The organism is Chryseobacterium hilariae (genome assembly GCF_051400735.1).
Classification (GTDB): Bacteria; Bacteroidota; Bacteroidia; order Flavobacteriales; family Weeksellaceae; genus Chryseobacterium.
Map to the genome: position 1 here is coordinate 151142 of NZ_JBLFFJ010000006.1, position 18771 is coordinate 169912.

17 protein-coding genes, 7 tRNA genes and 1 other RNA gene are annotated in these 18771 nt (G+C 37.2%); 16 read left to right on the forward strand and 9 right to left on the reverse strand.

What is annotated here, in order from left to right; all coding sequences use genetic code 11:
• Positions 1-2 precede the first annotated feature (2 nt).
• Genes ACMGDK_RS17285 through ruvB form a run of 3 tightly spaced genes read right to left on the reverse strand, consistent with a single transcriptional unit; the run spans position 3 to position 2525 of the window.
• Positions 3-869: an MBL fold metallo-hydrolase gene (locus ACMGDK_RS17285; protein ID WP_223560327.1), complete on the reverse strand. Its 867-nt coding sequence runs from the start codon at positions 867-869 to the stop codon at positions 3-5.
• Positions 870-884: 15 nt separating this feature from the next.
• Positions 885-1496, reverse strand: coding sequence for an FMN-binding negative transcriptional regulator (locus tag ACMGDK_RS17290; protein ID WP_436809094.1), 612 nt, complete (start codon positions 1494-1496; stop codon positions 885-887).
• A gap of 6 nt (positions 1497-1502) precedes the next feature.
• Entirely contained in the window at positions 1503-2525 is a 1023-nt protein-coding gene (ruvB, locus tag ACMGDK_RS17295) for a Holliday junction branch migration DNA helicase RuvB (RefSeq protein WP_111955432.1), read from the reverse strand.
• 227 nt (positions 2526-2752) lie between these two features.
• Here ruvB and hutI point away from each other — a divergent pair, with 227 nt between their 5' ends.
• From hutI to ACMGDK_RS17320, 5 genes are all read left to right on the forward strand, one after another.
• On the forward strand, positions 2753-3979 hold the full coding sequence (gene hutI / locus ACMGDK_RS17300) for an imidazolonepropionase (RefSeq protein ID WP_436809095.1): 1227 nt from the start codon (positions 2753-2755) through the stop codon (positions 3977-3979).
• 2 nt (positions 3980-3981) lie between these two features.
• Positions 3982-5079: a DUF695 domain-containing protein gene (locus tag ACMGDK_RS17305; RefSeq protein ID WP_436809096.1), complete on the forward strand. Its 1098-nt coding sequence runs from the start codon at positions 3982-3984 to the stop codon at positions 5077-5079.
• Between the two features lie 244 nt (positions 5080-5323).
• Positions 5324-7336, forward strand: coding sequence for a BCCT family transporter (locus tag ACMGDK_RS17310; RefSeq protein WP_436809097.1), 2013 nt, complete (start codon positions 5324-5326; stop codon positions 7334-7336).
• A gap of 137 nt (positions 7337-7473) precedes the next feature.
• A complete protein-coding gene (hutG, locus tag ACMGDK_RS17315; RefSeq protein ID WP_436809098.1) occupies positions 7474-8397 on the forward strand; it encodes a formimidoylglutamase in 924 nt (307 codons plus the stop codon).
• Positions 8398-8711: 314 nt separating this feature from the next.
• On the forward strand, positions 8712-10004 hold the full coding sequence (locus tag ACMGDK_RS17320) for an aldehyde dehydrogenase family protein (RefSeq protein WP_436809099.1): 1293 nt from the start codon (positions 8712-8714) through the stop codon (positions 10002-10004).
• 133 nt (positions 10005-10137) lie between these two features.
• Here the strand turns inward: ACMGDK_RS17320 and pyk are convergent, their stop codons facing one another.
• The 5 genes from pyk to ACMGDK_RS17345 are packed head-to-tail and all read right to left on the reverse strand — an operon-like array spanning position 10138 to position 14316.
• Positions 10138-11583 (reverse strand): pyruvate kinase, encoded by a 1446-nt coding sequence (pyk, locus tag ACMGDK_RS17325; RefSeq protein ID WP_436809100.1) that lies wholly within the window; start codon positions 11581-11583, stop codon positions 10138-10140.
• Positions 11576-12049 carry an IPExxxVDY family protein gene (locus tag ACMGDK_RS17330; protein ID WP_436809101.1) on the reverse strand — a complete coding sequence of 158 codons (474 nt, stop codon included), beginning with the start codon at positions 12047-12049 and terminating at the stop codon, positions 11576-11578. The genes pyk and ACMGDK_RS17330 overlap by 8 nt, the downstream gene beginning before the upstream one ends.
• On the reverse strand, positions 12027-12788 hold the full coding sequence (rnc, locus tag ACMGDK_RS17335) for a ribonuclease III (protein ID WP_436809102.1): 762 nt from the start codon (positions 12786-12788) through the stop codon (positions 12027-12029). The genes ACMGDK_RS17330 and rnc overlap by 23 nt, the downstream gene beginning before the upstream one ends.
• Before the next feature lie 9 nt (positions 12789-12797).
• A complete protein-coding gene (fabF, locus tag ACMGDK_RS17340) occupies positions 12798-14042 on the reverse strand; it encodes a beta-ketoacyl-ACP synthase II (protein ID WP_436809103.1) in 1245 nt (414 codons plus the stop codon).
• A gap of 34 nt (positions 14043-14076) precedes the next feature.
• Positions 14077-14316, reverse strand: coding sequence for an acyl carrier protein (locus ACMGDK_RS17345; RefSeq protein ID WP_002976354.1), 240 nt, complete (start codon positions 14314-14316; stop codon positions 14077-14079).
• An 872-nt stretch (positions 14317-15188) separates the two neighbouring features.
• On the opposite strand from ACMGDK_RS17345, the gene ACMGDK_RS17350 reads away from it, so the two are divergent.
• The gene (locus ACMGDK_RS17350) at positions 15189-15380 is read left to right on the forward strand and encodes a cold-shock protein (protein ID WP_048502705.1); all 192 of its coding nucleotides are present in this window, start codon (positions 15189-15191) and stop codon (positions 15378-15380) included.
• A gap of 195 nt (positions 15381-15575) precedes the next feature.
• Here the strand turns inward: ACMGDK_RS17350 and ssrA are convergent.
• Positions 15576-15974: a transfer-messenger RNA gene (gene ssrA, locus ACMGDK_RS17355) on the reverse strand.
• A 274-nt stretch (positions 15975-16248) separates the two neighbouring features.
• On the opposite strand from ssrA, the gene rpsU reads away from it, so the two are divergent.
• The 10 genes from rpsU to ACMGDK_RS17405 all read left to right on the forward strand — a co-directional run bounded on the left by rpsU (position 16249) and on the right by ACMGDK_RS17405 (position 18688).
• Entirely contained in the window at positions 16249-16446 is a 198-nt protein-coding gene (gene rpsU, locus ACMGDK_RS17360) for a 30S ribosomal protein S21 (RefSeq protein WP_262991494.1), read from the forward strand.
• An 84-nt stretch (positions 16447-16530) separates the two neighbouring features.
• The gene (locus ACMGDK_RS17365) at positions 16531-17418 is read left to right on the forward strand and encodes a tyrosine-type recombinase/integrase (RefSeq protein WP_436809104.1); all 888 of its coding nucleotides are present in this window, start codon (positions 16531-16533) and stop codon (positions 17416-17418) included.
• Positions 17415-17705: an HPF/RaiA family ribosome-associated protein gene (locus ACMGDK_RS17370; RefSeq protein ID WP_111955378.1), complete on the forward strand. Its 291-nt coding sequence runs from the start codon at positions 17415-17417 to the stop codon at positions 17703-17705. The genes ACMGDK_RS17365 and ACMGDK_RS17370 overlap by 4 nt, the downstream gene beginning before the upstream one ends.
• A 109-nt stretch (positions 17706-17814) precedes the next feature.
• Positions 17815-17888: transfer RNA gene (locus ACMGDK_RS17375), tRNA-Thr, on the forward strand.
• 19 nt (positions 17889-17907) lie between these two features.
• Positions 17908-17988, forward strand: a tRNA-Tyr gene (locus tag ACMGDK_RS17380).
• Positions 17989-18073: 85 nt separating this feature from the next.
• Positions 18074-18146, forward strand: a tRNA-Gly gene (locus tag ACMGDK_RS17385).
• Between the two features lie 96 nt (positions 18147-18242).
• A tRNA-Thr gene (locus ACMGDK_RS17390) sits at positions 18243-18316 on the forward strand.
• A gap of 19 nt (positions 18317-18335) precedes the next feature.
• A tRNA-Tyr gene (locus ACMGDK_RS17395) sits at positions 18336-18416 on the forward strand.
• Between the two features lie 85 nt (positions 18417-18501).
• A tRNA-Gly gene (locus ACMGDK_RS17400) sits at positions 18502-18574 on the forward strand.
• A gap of 42 nt (positions 18575-18616) precedes the next feature.
• A tRNA-Thr gene (locus ACMGDK_RS17405) sits at positions 18617-18688 on the forward strand.
• Positions 18689-18771 lie beyond the last annotated feature (83 nt).

Genomic DNA, 18771 nt, shown 5'->3' on the forward strand with positions numbered 1-18771 from the left:
AATTAATATCCAAAAACATCATTAAAACTGTGAATTTCGTCTAATCTTACCCCTTTTTCAGTCATTTTAAGACTTGCCAGTTCATTGTGGGCATCATGTTCAAAGAACAGAAGATATTCATTGTCTACACACTGCTTCAGGAACTTTCCTTTCTCTTCCAATGTCAGAAGAGGTCTTGTATCATATCCCATTACATAAACCTGGTTAATGTGCCCTGCAGTAGGAATAAGATCTGCTGCAAAAACAATCGTTTTTTCCTGGTATTGAATCACCGGAAGCATCTGTTTTTCCGTATGTCCGTCTACAAAGATCACATCCATTTTCAGGTCAGGAGCAAAGCCGTAATTTCCCGTTGTAGGAAGAGGCAAAAAGTTAAGCTGTCCGCTTTCCTGCATCGGAAGGATATTCTCTTTCAGAAAGCTTGCTTTTTCTCTTGCATTCGGTTCTGTAGCCCATTGCCAGTGGTTTTCGTTCGTCCAGAACTGGGCGTTTTTAAAAGCCGGTCTGTATCCCGTTCGGTCATCATTCCATTCAATAGCGCCTCCGCAATGATCAAAGTGAAGATGCGTAAGGAATACATCCGTAATATCCTCTTTTACAAAACCGAATTTCTTTAAATTCTTATCAAGATTATCATCTCCCCAAAGCGAATAATGCCCGAAGAATTTATCATCTTGTTTATTTCCGAGACCGCAGTCTACAAGAATCAGCTTCTTGCCGTCTTCTATAAGCAGGGATCTGGTTCCCAGTTCAATCAGGTTTCGCTCGTCTGCAGGATTGGTTTTTTCCCACAGACTCTTTGGGACGACTCCAAACATGGCACCGCCGTCCAGTTTAAATTTTCCACATTGTATCGGATATAGCTTCATATATATTTTTGATTATTATTTCTTTATTAATTTCATTTTCTCAGCAATTTTTCTTCCATTCTCATCCGAATTTTCAAGTTCAGAGATAATATTCTGATAATCATGATCCTTTCTGTTTTGAGAAAGCTTTTGCTTGATGAATATTTCTGTCGGAATTATTTTCAGCCCGAAAGCACCTTTCATTTCCTTTTCCACAAATTCCCTTCCCATGTCTTTTACCATGACAGGACACTTCTGGAAATTTTCATATTTTGAAGTTAATTTTTCAAGATGCTGATAAAGTTCGTCATGATTCATAAGCTGTACTTTCCCATACACCTGAACAGCTTCATAATTCCAGGTTGAAACATTGAGATGATCATACCAGCTGCTCGAAATATAAGTATGGGCTCCCAGGAAGTCACAGAGAACTTCATCCCCGTCCTTTAATGTTTTCGCCTGCGGATTGGCTCTTGAAATATGAGTTTCCACATAAATATTCTCAGGATCATCTTCATTAAGCATCATCATAGAATGCGTGGCTCTTATTTTTTCAACGGAAGAAATAAGGAGAGCAAACGCGTTGTCTCTGATGATTTCTCTCATCAGATCAAGATCTTCACTTCTGTATAATTTTGGAATAAACATAGACTGTTAAAATAATTCTCCCGGATTTTTTGGACGGGATATTTTTAAATGCTGGTAAGCTTTGTCTGTTACTTCTCTTCCCCTTGGTGTTCTGATGATAAATCCTTCCTGGATCAGAAAAGGCTCATACACCTCTTCCAGCGTCTCAGGATTTTCAGCAATTGAAGTTGCAAGGGCGGAAATACCAACCGGTTTTCCTTTAAAGTTCTCAATCATGACCCGCATGATCTTGTTATCCATTTCATCCAGGCCAAACTCGTCCACATTAAGCGAATTCAATGCATATTTTGTAATATTAATCTCAATTTCTCCGTTTCCTTTGATCTCAGCAAAATCACGTACCCTTCTTAGCAAAGCATTGGCAATCCTTGGCGTTCCGCGGCTTCTTCTGGCAATCTCTATCGCGGCATCTTCGTAAATCTTACTTCCCAGAACCCTTGAGCTCCGCTGAATGATCATCGATAAAAGTTCAACCGAATAATACTCAAGCCTGCTTTGAATCCCGAACCTTGCCAGCATTGGTTTTGTAAGCATTCCGCTTCTTGTGGTTGCTCCTACCAGAGTAAAAGGATTCAGACTGATCTGAACACTTCTCGCATTAGGGCCGCTTTCCAGCATAATATCTATCTTATAATCCTCCATGGCAGAATACAGATATTCTTCCACAACAGGCGACAGACGGTGGATTTCATCAATAAAAAGAACATCGTTTTCTTCCAGATTCGTCAGCAAGCCGGCTAAGCTTCCCGGCTTATCCAAAACAGGGCCGGAAGTAATCTTACAGTTAACACCAAGCTCATTGGCAATAATATTGGCTAAGGTTGTTTTACCCAGACCCGGCGGACCATGCAGAAGGACATGATCAAGAGCACCACCACGTCTTTTGGCAGCACTTACAAAAACTTCAAGGTTTTCCAAAGTTTTTCTCTGCCCGGCAAAGTCTTTAAAACTCTGCGGACGGATCTGCTCCTCCTGCATAAGCTCTTCATGTGAGTAGTTTTCCTTATCTGGATGTAAAAAGTCTGGCATTAATTCATTTCATTTACCTCAAAGATAGGAAATTTACACTAAGGTTAAAGATTAGATTAAGAAAATTCAGGGATTCAAAAAAGGATGATTGCAAGGCTAAGGTAAAGGCAAAGGTAACTACAAGGGCTGAGGTTAAAGGTGATTTTGATTTAGTAAATTGAGATATTTTAAGTATTTTTGAGAGGAAAATTTAATTGTAAACAAGCAGTAGCTTTAATCTTAAACAAATGAAATTAATAGGACCTTTCAAGCAGATCGTTACGTTGGCAGACCTTCCATTAAGAGGAAAAATATCTGATGAGCAAATTGATATTATTACAGACGGAGGAATTCTGGTAGATAATGGCTTGATTAAGAAAGTTGGAAACTTTAAGATGTTAAAGACTGAAAATCCGGACACGGAAACAGAACTTATCGAAGGTGAGCAAATTGCTCTTCCCGGATTTGTAGATTCCCATACCCATATCTGTTTCGGAGGAAACCGCGCCAATGATTTTGCTATGCGAAATGCAGGGAAAACCTATCTTGAAATAGCAGAAAGCGGCGGTGGAATCTGGAGTTCTGTACAGCACACGAGAAACGCTTCAGAAGAAGAATTATTAAAGACACTGGGAGAAAGAATCAGCTTCCTGGTTTCATTAGGAATTACGACGATTGAAATAAAAAGCGGCTATGGATTAGATGTGGACAATGAGCTGAAAATGCTTAGAATCATTAAAAAAGCACAGGATTATACAAAAGCCAGATTGGTTCCAACATGCCTTTCCGCTCATCTCAAACCCAGAGATTTTAACGGAACCAATCAGGAATATTTAGAATATATCCTTACAGAGATTTTGCCAAAAGTAAAAGAAGAAGGACTAGCACAGCGTGTAGATATATTTATAGAGAAATCTGCATTTCAGCCTGAAGAAAGCAGAGATTTTCTGCTTAAAACTAAGGATTTAGGTTTTGATATCACTGTTCATGCAGACCAGTTTACACCGGGAAGTTCAAGAATCGCAGTGGAAGTGGGCGCAAAATCTGCAGATCACCTGGAAGCCACTATTGACGAAGATATTGAGTTTTTAGCACAATCAGATACGGTGGCTACTGCATTACCGGGAGCAAGTTTAGGGTTAGGTGAAAAATTTACACCAGCCAGAAAATTACTGGATGCCGGAGCTATTGTAGCCATTGCCAGTGACTGGAATCCGGGATCTGCACCGATGGGAAATTTAATTACCCAGGCTTCTATTCTGGCAACATTTGAAAAATTAACAACTGCTGAAGTATTGGCAGGAATGACATTCCGTGCTGCCTATGCATTAGGTCTTCAAGACATAGGAAAGCTGGAAACCGGTAAAAAGGCAGATTTTGTAACCTTTAAAACCGATAATTTCCAGAATGTCCTTTACAATCAGGGAAGCCTGAATGCTGAAAATGTTTATATTAGCGGAAATCTTAATCATTAATTATGGGCATTTTTGATAAGGTCCTGGGCAAAAAACAGCCGGAAAAAGAAACCAATACCTATAAGGATTTCTGGAACTGGTTTTTAACAAAAGAGAAAACTTTTTTTGAAGTTGTAAAAGGCAGAGAACATATTGAAGAACAGTTTTTTGATATAATATCTCCTGAACTTACGAAAATAAATAATGGTTACTATTTCCTGTCAGGAATGTGTGATGAAAATACGGCCGAACTTATTATTACGGTAGAAGGTGACGTTAAAAAAATAATTTTTGCAGAAGAGCTTATTGCCGCTGCTCCTAAGATTGATCATTGGAAATTTACAGCCCTTAAACCTGAAACGGATATTGAAAATATTGGATTGAAAATGGGCGATTTAGAGTTTACAAAAAATAACATCTACTTTTATTCCAATGAAATAGAAGGTTATCCGGATGAGATAGATCTGGCGTTTGTTTATGAAAACTTAAACGAAGAGAACAGAGAATCTGCCACTACGGGAATCTGTATTTTTCTGGATAATTTCCTGGGCGAGTTGAATTTTGCCACCCAAATTGATACTTTCAGCATTATAGGTAAAAATGAAGCGGAGCAGGAACTTGTTCCCATAGAAAAACTAAAAGAATTTCTTCTTTGGAGAGAAAGAGAATTTACGGAAAAGTATAAAGATTGCCAGGTTTTGGAAAGTGAAGATCAGTTTTCTCTACTTGAAGCCACCCTGGAAAACGGGATGCCGCTTATGGCCACAGTTAATGCTTCTCTGTTAAAATATGATGCAAAAGCCTCTTATCCGTGGATCTCGGTTCTGAAGATTCCTTACGATGGAAAGAATAATAACGGATTTCCGGAAGAAGCAGATTACAATACAATGAATGCCATTGAAGACTATGCGGTAGAGCTTCTCAGTCCAAAAGACGGCCATCTGTATATCGGCAGGGAAACGGCAGACAATTCCAAAAGCATTTACTTTGCAAGCAAGGATTTCAGGCAGCCTTCCAAAGTTTTTGATCAGATCATAAAAGACAATCCTCAATATAAAATTTCACTGGAAATTTATAAAGATAAATACTGGCAGAGTTTTGAACAATACAATGTAAATTAAACGAAGATTTCATTTTTTACGCAAGGCAATTAAGCGGAATACAGCCTTAGATTTTTATTTTTTATTTAAGTTTTCTTATATTGTGACCCCATTACTGTTGATTCATTATATAAAACAGTAATTTTCTATAGTTCTTAAGTACACTCCTTGATAAGGAAAATAACGCAGTCATATTATTCTTTGAGTACTTCTGCCAGGGCTATGCCAGGTGTCTGTCAATATTAAATACGAAAAAATAAACGTGATGAAATTTGAAAATCTAAAGTCTACTTTCAACAAAGGTGTTACTATTCCTAGTCTCATTTTTATTATCGGAACATGTTTTCTTTCGGCTCTTTATCCTAAGCCGACGGAAAATATTTTAAATGAGATTAAACAATTTATATTTATTAATCTAAACTGGGTGTATGTCTGGGCCGTTACTCTGTTTGTGGTCTTTTTAGTTTACCTGCTGTTCAGTAAATATGCGAATATAAAGCTGGGAGCTAACGACAGTAAACCTGAATACTCCTTTTTTTCATGGATTTCAATGCTGTTTGCAGCAGGAATGGGAATCGGGCTGATTTATTTTAGTGTGGCAGAACCTATGCAGCACTATTCTTCTGAAGTTTTTGCTGATAATCATTACGTCAGCAGAGCCAAGCAGGCACAATTATATACCTTTTTTCACTGGGGAGTTCATGCCTGGGCTATTTACGGAGTTGTAGGGCTTTCTTTATCGTACTTTGCTTACCGGTACAGGCTGCCACTTTCCTTACGAAGCTGTTTTTATCCATTGCTGAAAGATAAGATTAATGGCAAATGGGGAAATGCAATTGATGTGTTTGCATTATGCTGTACTTTCTTTGGACTGACCACTACTTTAGGATTTGGAGTGGTACAGATCAGTTCAGGATTAAATATACTCCATATCACTGCGGAAAATAGTTTTACCAATCAGGTGATTATTGTTATCAGCCTTATTTCTCTTTCTGTACTTTCAGCGATTAGCGGCGTGGATAAGGGTGTAAAGATTTTAAGCAATATCAATGTAATGAGCGTCATTGTACTCTTACTTTTCGTACTGATTTTAGGACCGACGGTATATCTTATAGGAAGCTTTACAGATGGATTGGGAAACTATATCAATAATTTTTTCAACCTTACCTTCAATACCCATGTTTACGAAAAAAATGCATTGCCATGGTTCTATGATTGGACTATTTTATATTGGGCGTGGTGGATTTCATGGTCGCCATATGTGGGGTTATTTATCGCCCGGATTTCCAAAGGACGCACCATCAGAGAATTTATTCTTGCCGTTTTAGTACTTCCTACATTATTCAATTTTATCTGGATGTCTGTGTTTGGGAACAGTGCCATCTGGTTCGACCTGAATATTGCTAACGGAAAATTAAGTGAGCTGGCATCCGATCCTGATGCATTGATGTTCCGGTTTTTAGAATATATGCCCTTATCAACCCTGACTGGATTTTTTGTTATTGCCATCATTATTATTTTCTTTGTGACATCCGCTGATTCGGGGATATTTGTAATGAACAGTATTGCTACCAAAAATTCTAAAAGATCTCCCAAATGGCAGATTGTATTCTGGGGTATTTTGCTCGCTGTGCTTTCCCTTTTATTATTAAACGCCGGAGGATTAAAAGCGCTTCAAAGCATGACGTTAATTACGGCATTACCTTTTTCAATCATTGTACTTTTATTTATAGTAAGTCTGATGAAGGGACTGATCATTGACCAGAAATATTATGAGACTAACTTTTCTGCTTCAACCGTTCCATGGTCCGGCGAGTTTTGGAAAGAGCGTTTAAAAAATATCGTTTCCTTTAAAGATAATTCTTCAGTAGAACATTTTATTAAGGTCAAAACAAAAGAAGCCTTCACAGATCTGCAGCAGGAATTTGCATCCAACGGAATTGAAGCCAAAATAAATCATTATGAAAATCCTGCCAGAATAGAAATAGAGATTCACCAGGGAGTCGTCAATAATTTTATTTATGGGGTTGAAAATAAAGTGAAAACCGTTTCAGAATACATGATCAATGAAGAGAATCTTCCCGATCTCGATGACAATAAAACCCACTATCCGAGATCCTATTTCGGAGATGGAAGAGAAGGATACGATGTGCAGTACTTTACAAAAAATGAGCTGATTTCTGATGTACTCAAGCATTATGAACGATTCCTGGAAATTGTTTCAGAAGAGCGAAATGAAATGTTCATCAGCAGTAATGCCAACCAGAAAAAAGAATGATTTAAGATCAGCATATTACAGGAATGACGGATGTCATGCTGCAGTCTTGAAATTCAACAGAGCAGCGTTTTAATATCTAAACAATATTATTTAGATTTACTGGATAAAACGCAGTAATTAAAATTTAATTTAGATCTATGTTTCAGGATACTTGGCACGGCAGATTAGACGGAAAAGAACCTCTTTTCCACAGAATATTTCAAAGAGTTAAAGAAGAACATAATTACGATAATATTAAAGCAGATGATTTTGTTCTGCATGGCTTTGCCGTAGATGAAGGAGTCAGAAGAAATAAAGGACGGCAGGGTGCCAAGGATGCCCCCGATGTGATCCGAAAAAACATGTCCAATTTTCCGGTGATCCGTCCTGATTTTTCCCTTCTTGACTTTGGAAATATTACCTGTGAAGACGGTGATCTCGAAAGTACCCAAAACAGCCTCGCGAAAAATGTTTCAAAAGTATTGCTGAAAGGAGGTAAGTCACTTGTTTTAGGCGGTGGCCATGAAGTAACCTATGCCCATTATCTTGGTGTAAAAACAGCTTTTCCGGAACAGAAAATTGGGATCATCAATATAGATGCCCATTTTGATAACAGGCAGCCGGAAAAAGGAGTAGGAGCAAGCTCTGGGACAGGATTCTGGCAAATTGCACAGGAAGGGCAGATCAACTCACTTCATATCGGGATCCAGAGAAATTCAAATACCCTGAAGCTTTTTGATACAGCCCATCAGTACGGTATGAAATATATCCTTGCCGATGAACTCTTTTTTGAAAATCTTCCTTCCATCTACCAGCGTATCGATGAGCTGATGGAGACTGTAGATTTTGTCTATCTTACCATCTGTATGGATGTTTTCAATGCATCAATCGCCCCTGGGGTTTCCGCTTCCGCATATAATGGTATCTTTGCAGATACCCCTTTTATGCATTTTTACAGACATATTTTAAAAAGTAAAAAACTCATAGCACTTGATGCCGCAGAAGTTAATCCTTCCCTGGATATTCAGGACAGAACAGCCAGGCTGGCCGCATGTCTTGTGAATGAATGGTTTATGATCTGAGGATAGAATTATATTTACCCATCGAGCCTTTTGAATTCTGGTATTTCGGAAATAAATGAAACGCCTTTGTTATCTTAGTTTAAAGAAATCAGAATCAATTTTGTCTTTCTCATTTGAAAGAGTAAAATAAAAAGATACTGCTAGTTATCAGATAATTAAAATTACTTTCAAAATATACAGCGAGCTATATTATTTTGATAGAGAAAATCATTCTTTTATTTACCCTTTAAGGAACAAAATTTGTTACTTTCACACTGCTTTTAGAATAAAGCATTAATAAATTCATTTTATGAATTTAAAATAGAAATAATATTATGGAACAGTTAATTGAAAATAAGCTTATTCAAGCAGATAAGACATTTTCAGAATGGAGAAAAGTGCCGTTTGAAGAAAAGCAAAAGCTGATCGCAAAAGCTGCAGAAATTTTAAAGAATAATTCAGAAAAATTCGGAAGAATCATTACTGCTGAAATGAATAAACCTATTTCAGAGTCGATTGCTGAGGTTGAAAAATGTGCCTTAATGATGAATTACTATGCAGATGCTGAAAATATTTTAAAACCTGAAAAAGTTGAATCTGAATTTTCTTATTCTGAAGTCCATTATGTTCCGAAAGGTGTTATTTTAGGAGTAATGCCCTGGAATTTTCCTTTCTGGCAGGTGTTGAGATTTGCTGTTCCTGCAATTTTAGCGGGAAATACAGTAGTTCTGAAACACGCTTCCATCTGTTTTGGAAGTGGGAATGCAATTGTTGAGGTCCTTTTAGAGGCAGGTTTTCCGGAAGGTGTTTTCCAGAATCTGGAAGTGGGGCATAAAGCGGTAAAAGAAATTCTTGAGCATGATGCTGTAAAAGGAGTGAGTCTTACAGGCAGTGGAAAAGCTGGTGGAGAAGTAGCTTCAATTGCTGGTTTGAATATCAAAAAATCTTTATTGGAATTAGGAGGAAGCGATGCTTTCATTATTTTCGATGATGCAGATTTAGATGAAGCGGCAAAAGCAGGAGTAAAATCCAGACTTCAAAATTGCGGACAAACCTGTACTGCCGCTAAAAGATTTATTATTGATGAAAAAATTGAAGATGAATTTTTGCCGAAATTCATTGAAGAATATAAAACCTATGAAGTTGGAGATCCTTTAAATAAGGAAACTAAATTAGCGGGAATGGCAAGACCAGATCTGGCCGATGAGTTGGAAGCTCAATTTAACAGAGCATTGGAAAATGGTGCTGAAATTATTATTCCTTTGGAAAGAATTTCTGAAAATGAATTTAAGCCAGGTTTAATTCGTGTTCAGGAAGGAAATCCTATTTTAAAAGAAGAACTTTTCGGACCTCTCGGAATGGTAATGATTGCTAAGAGTGATGAAGAAGCTTTACAAATGGCTAATGATATTCCTTTTGGGCTTTCAAATTCTGTTTGGACAGCAAATAAAGAACGTCAGCTGTTTTTTATCGAAAACCTGGAATCAGGAACGGTAAATATCAACAGAATGACGAGCTCTGATCCGCGTTTCCCATTCGGTGGAAGTAAGGCTTCAGGATACGGAACGGAGTTGTCTTTATTGGCTTTAAAAGAATTTGTAACAGCAAGAACAATCGTGGGAAATTAATTTGTATGATGTATAATATAAAATGTACAAAATAATGTATCTCATGTAGCTTACATAATAATATAAAAATTCCCGGAAGTATCTATTTCCGGGAATTTTTTGTATGGTAGTCAAAAGTAATTTTGCTTATTGCCTAAACTGTCGTCAGTCTCAATGTATTTGTCTTTCCGCCTTCATAGGATGGAGTAGCATTGATGTTGATTACAAAATCTCCACTTTCAATATAACCGTGGTTATGCGTCAGCATATTGACCTGAATGATGGTCTCATCAGTAGATTTTTTCATGTCATAGTAATAGGCATGAACTCCCCAAAGAAGGTTCAGCATAGTGATCACTCTTCGGTTTCCGCTGTATACGATGATATGTGAGTTCGGTCTGTGTGCTGCAAGCTGGAAGGCTGTATATCCTGAATGTGTCAGGGTAACAATAGCAGAAACATTGGTAGTTTTAGCGATTCTTACTGCTGCAAGGCATACTCTGTTGGTGATGAATCTTTCGTCTATACAGTTATAGTCTTTTTCGATAGGTTCGTTTTTATGCTGATAAAAATGAGTTTTCTCGATGTTCTGTACAATTTTTGACATGTTTTCAACTACCTGAACCGGATATCTTCCCACAGAAGTCTCTCCGGAAAGCATTACCGCGTCCGCGCCGTCCAATACAGAGTTGGCAACGTCATTTACCTCCGCTCTTGTTGGCGTAAGGCTGTTGATCATTGTTTCCATCATCTGCGTGGCAATAATTACCGGTTTTGAATAGAATCTTGCTTTTTCTACCAGGTTTTTCTGGATAGCAGGAACTTCTTCCATCGGAACTTCCACTCCAAGGTCACCACGGGCAACCATCAGTCCGTCACATTCCAATAAAATTTCGTCAATATTTTTAACGCCCTCAGGCTTTTCGATCTTAGCAATAATCGGAGTTTTGAATTTCCCGTTTGGATGGCTGTCAATCAGCTTTTTCAGGTCAATGATGTCCTGTGCGTGACGTACGAAAGAAAGTGCGATCCAGTCAACCTCCATGTCAAGCATGAAATTGGCATCCTGAACGTCTTTTTCAGTAAGGGCAGGAAGAGATACATTGGTATTCGGCAGGTTTACCCCTTTTTTAGAGCTCAAAGGTCCCCCTTGAATAGTCTTTGCTTTTACTGTATCTATTTCGTTGGTTTCAATCACCTCCAACATCAGCTTTCCGTCATCAATAAGGATTCTTTCCCCAACTTTTACATCCTGAGGAAACTGCTGATACGTCATGTAAACCTTGGTAGAATCACCTTCTATTTTTTCATTCGTAAAAGTAAGAATATCTCCAGGGTTCAGGTAAGAACCTTCCTTTACTACACCTACTCTTAGTTTCGGACCCTGAAGGTCTCCCAGGATACCTACGGAAAAACCGTATTCCTGATTAAGCTCTCTGATAATTTCAATATTATTTCGAACTAATTCGTAATCTGCATGTGAAAAATTTATTCTGAAAATATCAACACCCGCTTTCATTAGTCCTAACATTACCTCCTTCGACGATGAAGCAGGCCCTAGTGTTGCAATAATTTTTGTCTTCTTTAAATACTTATTCATAATACTGGATAATTTGATAAAGTTCTTCTTCAGAACCTAATATATAATCTTGTATCGGAAATACAAGATTTTCCGGGAGCAAAATTACGGAAAAATCAGGAATTTGTTCCGAAGAATGCAGAATATATTCCACATCTACCTGATTATTTAATAAAAATTTAATGTTTTCTTCTTCTGTAAAGAGCTCGGTCTGCAGTTTTTTTTGCTTACTTTCCGAAGACCGGTTTGAAATAAATGTAAAACATGTCTTTGTAAACTTGTGATAAGCCTCAAATCTAGGGAAATAATAATCATAATAAGCCCCGTGGATGATCACATCTTTCTTTCTGGAAAAGGTAAGGCCGTTGATTTGATTTATTTTGTAGAAAAACTCATGGGAAGGTATATCTTTTGCTAATCTTACCAATCCTATGGTAATATCTTCAAATTCTATATCATCCAGATCATAAAGTTTTTGAATTTCCAAGTATGTTTTCTTTTTTGTTTAAGATATAAAATGCTCTTTGTGCTGCCTTTTCTTCTGCTTTCTTTTTGGAAGTTTCCGTCGCATTGGCGATCTTTTCTTCTCCCAGCCATACATGACACCTGAATACTACTGCTTTATTGGCCTGCACTTCTTCACAGGTCTCGTATTTTATATTTACTTTTTTCTTCTGGCTCCATTCAAGCAGGAGGCCTTTATAGCTTACAATTTTATTCTCAAGCTTGTTAATTTCAGTAGGAGTCAATAATCTTTCCAGAATGATCCTTTTGCAGGCATCATAATGAAAGTCCAGATAAACAGCACCAATAAGCGCCTCAAATAAATTTCCGGAAATGTTTTCTCCCAACGCTGCGGATCCGTGCTTCTGCAAAAGATCGATAAGCTTGAGGTCTTCTCCTAGTTTATTAAGATTCTTCCTATTAACAATTTTAGATTTCATCTGTGTCAGATATCCCTCATTAGCCTGAGGATAGGTCTGGAACAGATGACAGGAAATAATTGTACCCAAAACAGAATCTCCTAAAAATTCAAGCCTTTCGTAATTGCAGTCTTGATTTTTAGAAGAACTTTTTAAAGAAAAAGCTTCACGGTAAAGAGCAATATTCTGAACCTCTGCGCCCAGCATTTTTTTTAGCTCGGTACTAAGGAAATAGTCTCTCTCCGTTAATTTTCTTTTTCTTTGCTTGAGAAGGAATTTAGAAAAGTATTTCTGTAACTCCATTCATTGAATTTAGATTTTCTTAAATAGAACGCAAGCGTTATGCCCGCCAAATCCAAAAGTATTGCTCATGGCTACTTTTACATCTTTCTTAACAGCGGTGTTGAATGTGAAATTCAGTCTGCTGTCAATATTTTCATCATCAGTAAAATGGTTGATGGTAGGCGGAACAATACCATGAATAATAGTTCCTAATGCAGCGATAGCTTCAATTACTCCGGCAGCTCCCAAAAGGTGGCCGGTCATTGATTTTGTAGAATTAATCTGAATATCAAAAGCGTGCTCGCCCAGTAATTTTGAAATTGCGTTGGATTCTGCAATATCTCCTAATGGAGTAGAGGTACCATGCATGTTGATATGGTCTACTTCATCAGCAGTTAAGCCTGCGTCTTCCAAACAGTTTTTCATTACCAGATAAGCTCCTAATCCTTCAGGATGCGGGGCAGTCATGTGATGTGCATCTGCACTCATACCGCCACCCTGTAATTCTGCATAAATTGTAGCACCACGTTTTACTGCGTGCTCATATTCTTCAAGGATGATACATCCTGCGCCTTCGCCTAATACAAAGCCATCTCTGTCTTTGTCAAAAGGTCTTGAAGCTGTTTTAGGATCATCATTTCTTGTAGAAAGTGCCATCATCGCATTAAATCCACCGACACCACTTGCTGTTACGGCTGCTTCAGAGCCTCCGCATACAATAACATCTGCTTTTCCAAGCTGGATAATCATTTTGGAATCAATAAGAGCATTGGCTGAAGATGCACAGGCAGATACCGTAGTATAATTCGGCCCGTGAAAGCCATACTCTATTGAGATATGTCCAGGAGTGATATCCGCAATCATTTTAGGAATAAAGAATGGGTTGAATCTTGGAATTTCCGTATTCGCCCATCCTAAAACCTCAGTTTCGAAAGTTTCTAAACCTCCGATTCCTGAACCCCAAATTACACCGACTCTGTTTTTATCTACATTGTCTTCCATAATTCTGGAGTGTGCTACCGCTTCTCTTGCGGCTACCAGCCCAAGCTGGGTATTTCGGTCCATTTTTTTAGCCTCTTTCTTATCGAAATGCTGTAATGGATCGAACCCTTTCACCTCGCAAGCGAATTTAGTTTTAAAGTTTGTGGCATCAAAAAGAGTAATCGGAGCAGCACCGCTCTCACCTTTAAGAAGATTTTCCCAGTATTCTTTTGCATTATTTCCAATCGGTGTTATTGCGCCAAAACCGGTTACAACTACTCTTTTTAATTCCATAAACTTTTAAAATTTTCTTTTTTGTTGAAGAATATTATTTATTTACTACTTCTTCGATGTAAGCGATAGCGTGCCCTACAGTAGTAATTTTTTCAGCCTGATCATCAGGGATTTGAATATTGAATTCTTTTTCAAATTCCATGATTAACTCAACTGTATCCAATGAGTCAGCTCCTAAATCGTTAGTGAAGCTAGCTTCAGGAGTTACTTCTGTTTCTTCAACGTCAAGCTTATCAGCGATGATAGCTTTTACTCTTGATGCAATGTCTGACATAGTAAATTATTTTTTTAATTGTTAGATGGTGCAAATATATAAAATTCTTCACGATAAAACATTTTTTTAGTCTTTTTTGTGGGTAGACTATACTTATTTTATAGTAAGAAGTTTTAGTGTTTTCGTTTTCAGGTATTTATGTTTGCTATGTAATTCATAAGTGAAATAACGATAGTTCCGGTAAGAACCATGCAGGAAGGCTAGAAAAGATGGTTGATCCGGTTTATACAATCAGGATAATGAATAAATGATGGTACAACTCTTATATAGATGATCTCTGTAGGGATAATGGTATTATTATCTATTAGAATTCCAGTAACGGTTTTGTAGGCGGTAATTTGCAACAGCTGTCGCTGCAGGTTGATAATATTTGGGACACACCTGGAAATGGCTGTTGGAAAAAAAACTTCAGGATACTCATTCTCTTTTTGGAAAAGAAGAAAGACAACAGATAGTTATTATCTGGATAGGGTTTTGGAGATCTTTCCATTTTTCATTTGCTTTTAAAAAGCAGTATGACCTGCCACCAAGCAGGCTTTTCTTATAGTTAATTGCCATGTGGTAAAACAAATATAACTAAAAGTGCTTGTTTTCAATAAATTATATGTACATTTGTAAAATAATCAGGCTCCTGCCGACGCTTCTTCTGAAACTTTTGAGTTTACTCTTTCTTCTCAGTCTTCGCTTTTACAGCCGCTAATTTTTGTCATCAATATAACAGGTGCAGTCTCTTTTTAAACTTGAATATTTTCAGGTCTTTAAAAATCACAACATCATTTTTGTTCACAAATCGATTTATTATTGCTTTGATAATTATCAATGCAGTAATGGCAAAAGCCAAATAATAATACAATAATTTTTAATACATTACAATGCAACAAGGAACAGTAAAATTCTTTAACGATGCTAAAGGATTTGGTTTTATTACACCATCAAATGGTGGTCAGGATGTTTTCGTACATACATCAGGTTTAATTAATGATATTCGTGAAAACGATGTCGTAACATTCGATTTAGAAAACGGAAAAAAGGGCGTTAACGCAGTTAACGTACGAGTAGCATAATTTAAAAAAAAAGGTTAAACTCTTTTTTTAATTAAAAGCAGCAGATAGCATTTATGTTATCTGCTTTTTCTTGCTTGAATAAATTATTTTTCGCTGTGAATTGTATGCTGTTATTATCAAGCATTAATATTACATCTGTTTTAATATTCAATGATTTATTCAACTAAAAAGAAAAACCGCCTAATATAGACGGTTTTGTGGAGTTGGAGGGATTCGAACCCTCGTCCAAACAAGCAATACATAAGACTTCTACATGCTTATTCTACCATTGATTTTCGACTGGAGGCAGAGGGCAGACACCCAACTTCCAGCTTATCTTCTAAAGTTTTCGAGTTTCAGCCGAAGCATCTGAAACCTTATTCCTGCATTCCTATATCCCAGAATCAAACGCCGCAGAACAGAGCATTTGTGAGATATCTTGCTTCCTTACTATCTTCAGGAAAACGCTTGATCTACTATACTTCGATATTAAGCTGCAAGAGCGAACTCTTCGTTGCCAGTTAAAGTTGTGTAGCAAGGGATTAAAGAGATCGCGCTACGGTTCTCTGCATGCTTACTTACCCATTGATCTTGCTGTCGAAACCAGTCAACCCCATGAATAAAGTAGCTGCAAAGATAGGAATTTTTGTTTACATATAGTTCATAATATGCCATATTTTTCAGATAATCCCCAGTATGTTTATATTGCTATTATTAGTAATATGACTGATAATAGAGGGAAACTCAAAATTTAAAAATAGTATACTTATCCACATTATTGTATCTGATTGTGGATAACTTATAATGTGTTTTTTTTAAGAAAGTGGAGTTAAATTTTGCGGTTTAATAAAAAATGTCTAGTTTTGCAATCCAAAATGAGATGTAAAATATGTTAATAATTCCAGTAAAAGATGGGGAATCCATCGACAGAGCTTTAAAAAAATATAAAAGAAAATTTGATAAAACGGGTACAGTTCGTCAATTGAGATCTAGACAGCAGTTTATTAAGCCTTCTGTAACTTTAAGACAAGCTAGACTAAAGGCCGCTTACAAACAAAGAGGACTTAGCAAGGAAGAGCAGGCTTAAGATTTTTCTTAACCACATACTAAATTCACTTCTTAAATACGTATATTTGAGAGGTGAATTTTTGTTTTTATACCTTATGATGTAATGTTAGATAAGTATTTAGAATATTTACAGTTCGAAAAGAGGTATTCACCTCACACAATTACAAGCTACAGAAAAGATCTTGAAGACTTTTCCCATTTCTATCTTAAAACAGAAGCGTCCGAAGATATTTCCAAAGCTGATAAAAAGGTAATCAGGAATTTTATCGTCGAATTAAGCGAAAAGAATATTTCAAAAAGAAGTATCAATAGAAAATTATCATCCCTCAGAAGCTTTTATTTATTTCTTTTAAAGGTTGGTGAAATTAAAGTTTCTCCCACCGAAAGTATATCTTCCCTAAAGTTTTATGCTGAAAAACAGATTCCTATCTCACAGGAAGAGATGCAGGTGCTCAGTGACAGTGTCCTGACGGATCAGCCTGATATTCTGGAAAAATGTATTATTGAGGTATTATACCAGACCGGAATGCGTAAAGCTGAGCTTTGTGGCCTGATGTTTGAGCATGTTAATATAGAAGAGAATGAGCTCAAGGTAATAGGAAAAGGAAATAAAGAGCGTTTTATTCCCATTTCCGAAAACCTCTCATATCTGCTTAAAAGTTATTTGGAAATAAGGAAACCTGACACTGAATATAAAACCTATTTTTTCATAAATAAAAAGGGCAAAAAACTCAATGAAAAATTTGTTTATGTGGTAGTTAATAAGTACCTTAGTCTTGTAACAACGAAAGAAAAAAGAAGTCCTCACATCCTTCGGCATAGCTTTGCTACACACGTTTTGGATAATGGGGCGGGGATCTCCAAAGTAAAAAAAATATTAGGGCATTCCAGTCTTGCAAGTACTCAGGTCTACACGAATGCTAATATTGAACAATTGAAAAAAGTGTTTAATCAGGCCCATCCTCGGGCATCTAAAAAAGAAGAATTATGAAGATCACAGTTCAATCAATTGGTTTAACTCCACACGAACCATTAGAATCACACATTGACAAAAAAGTAAGCAAATTAGAAACCTTTTATGATAAAATTCATGAGTGTAAGGTGTTCTTAAAAGTTGAAAATAACTCTGATAGAAACAACAAAACTGCTGAACTTATTTTAGCTGTTCCAGGCGATGATATCGTGGTAAAAAAGACGTCAGAAACTTTTGAAGAAAGTTTAGACCTATGTGTTGATACTGCTAAAAAGCTATTAATCAAGAAAAAAGAAATGGCGTAATAAAAAAAGTTTAAAAAAATTATAGAAAAGTTTGAGAATTCAAAAAATCCGTTCTATATTTGCACTCGCAAAAAGGGAACAGCGATCTTTTGAATTCTTTTTTTATATTGCCTCCATAGCTCAGTTGGCCAGAGCACGTGATTTGTAATCTCGGGGTCGTGGGTTCGAATCCCTCTGGAGGCTCTTTTTAATATAAACATGAGGGGAGATTCCAGAGTGGCTAAATGGGACTGACTGTAACTCAGTTGCTTCGGCTTCGTAGGTTCGAATCCTGCTCTCCCCACATTTTATATTAGACAAAAACTTGTGTATCTAAAGGATTTTTCCTAAGTTTGCACAGCGTTACCAATAGTTTTGGAAACAAAATTGCGGAAGTAGCTCAGTTGGTAGAGCGTCAGCCTTCCAAGCTGAATGTCGCGGGTTCGACCCCCGTCTTCCGCTCAAAATACATCACTCTGCTAGAGGGTGATTTTTTTTTCACTGCTGAAAAGCGTAGAGTAGATTCTCTCTAAAGCATTCAGTTTACATTTTAAAATTGCCTCCATAGCTCAGTTGGCCAGAGCACGTGATTTGTAATCTCGGGGTCGTGGGTTCGAATCCCTCTGGAGGCTCTTTTTAATATAAACATGAGGGGAGATTCCAGAGTGGCTAAATGGGACTGACTGTAACTCAGTTGCTTCGGCTTCGTAGGTTCGAATCCTGCTCTCCCCACATTTTATATTAGACAAAAACTTGTGTATCTAAAGGATTTTTCCTAAGTTTGCACAGCGTTACCAATAGTTTTGGAAACAAAATTGCGGAAGTAGCTCAGTTGGTAGAGCGTCAGCCTTCCAAGCTGAATGTCGCGGGTTCGACCCCCGTCTTCCGCTCAAAGAAAATCACGCTAATTAGTGTGATTTTTTTGCTTCAATGCCGACTTAGCTCAGCGGTAGAGTGCTTCCTTGGTAAGGAAGAGGTCACGGGTTCAAGTCCCGTAGTTGGCTCTCTGTATTTCCCGAATCTCTTTCGGGATTTTTTTTTGCCTTAAAATCTGGTGTAAGACTAGTTTATGTCAATGTTTTTTCAC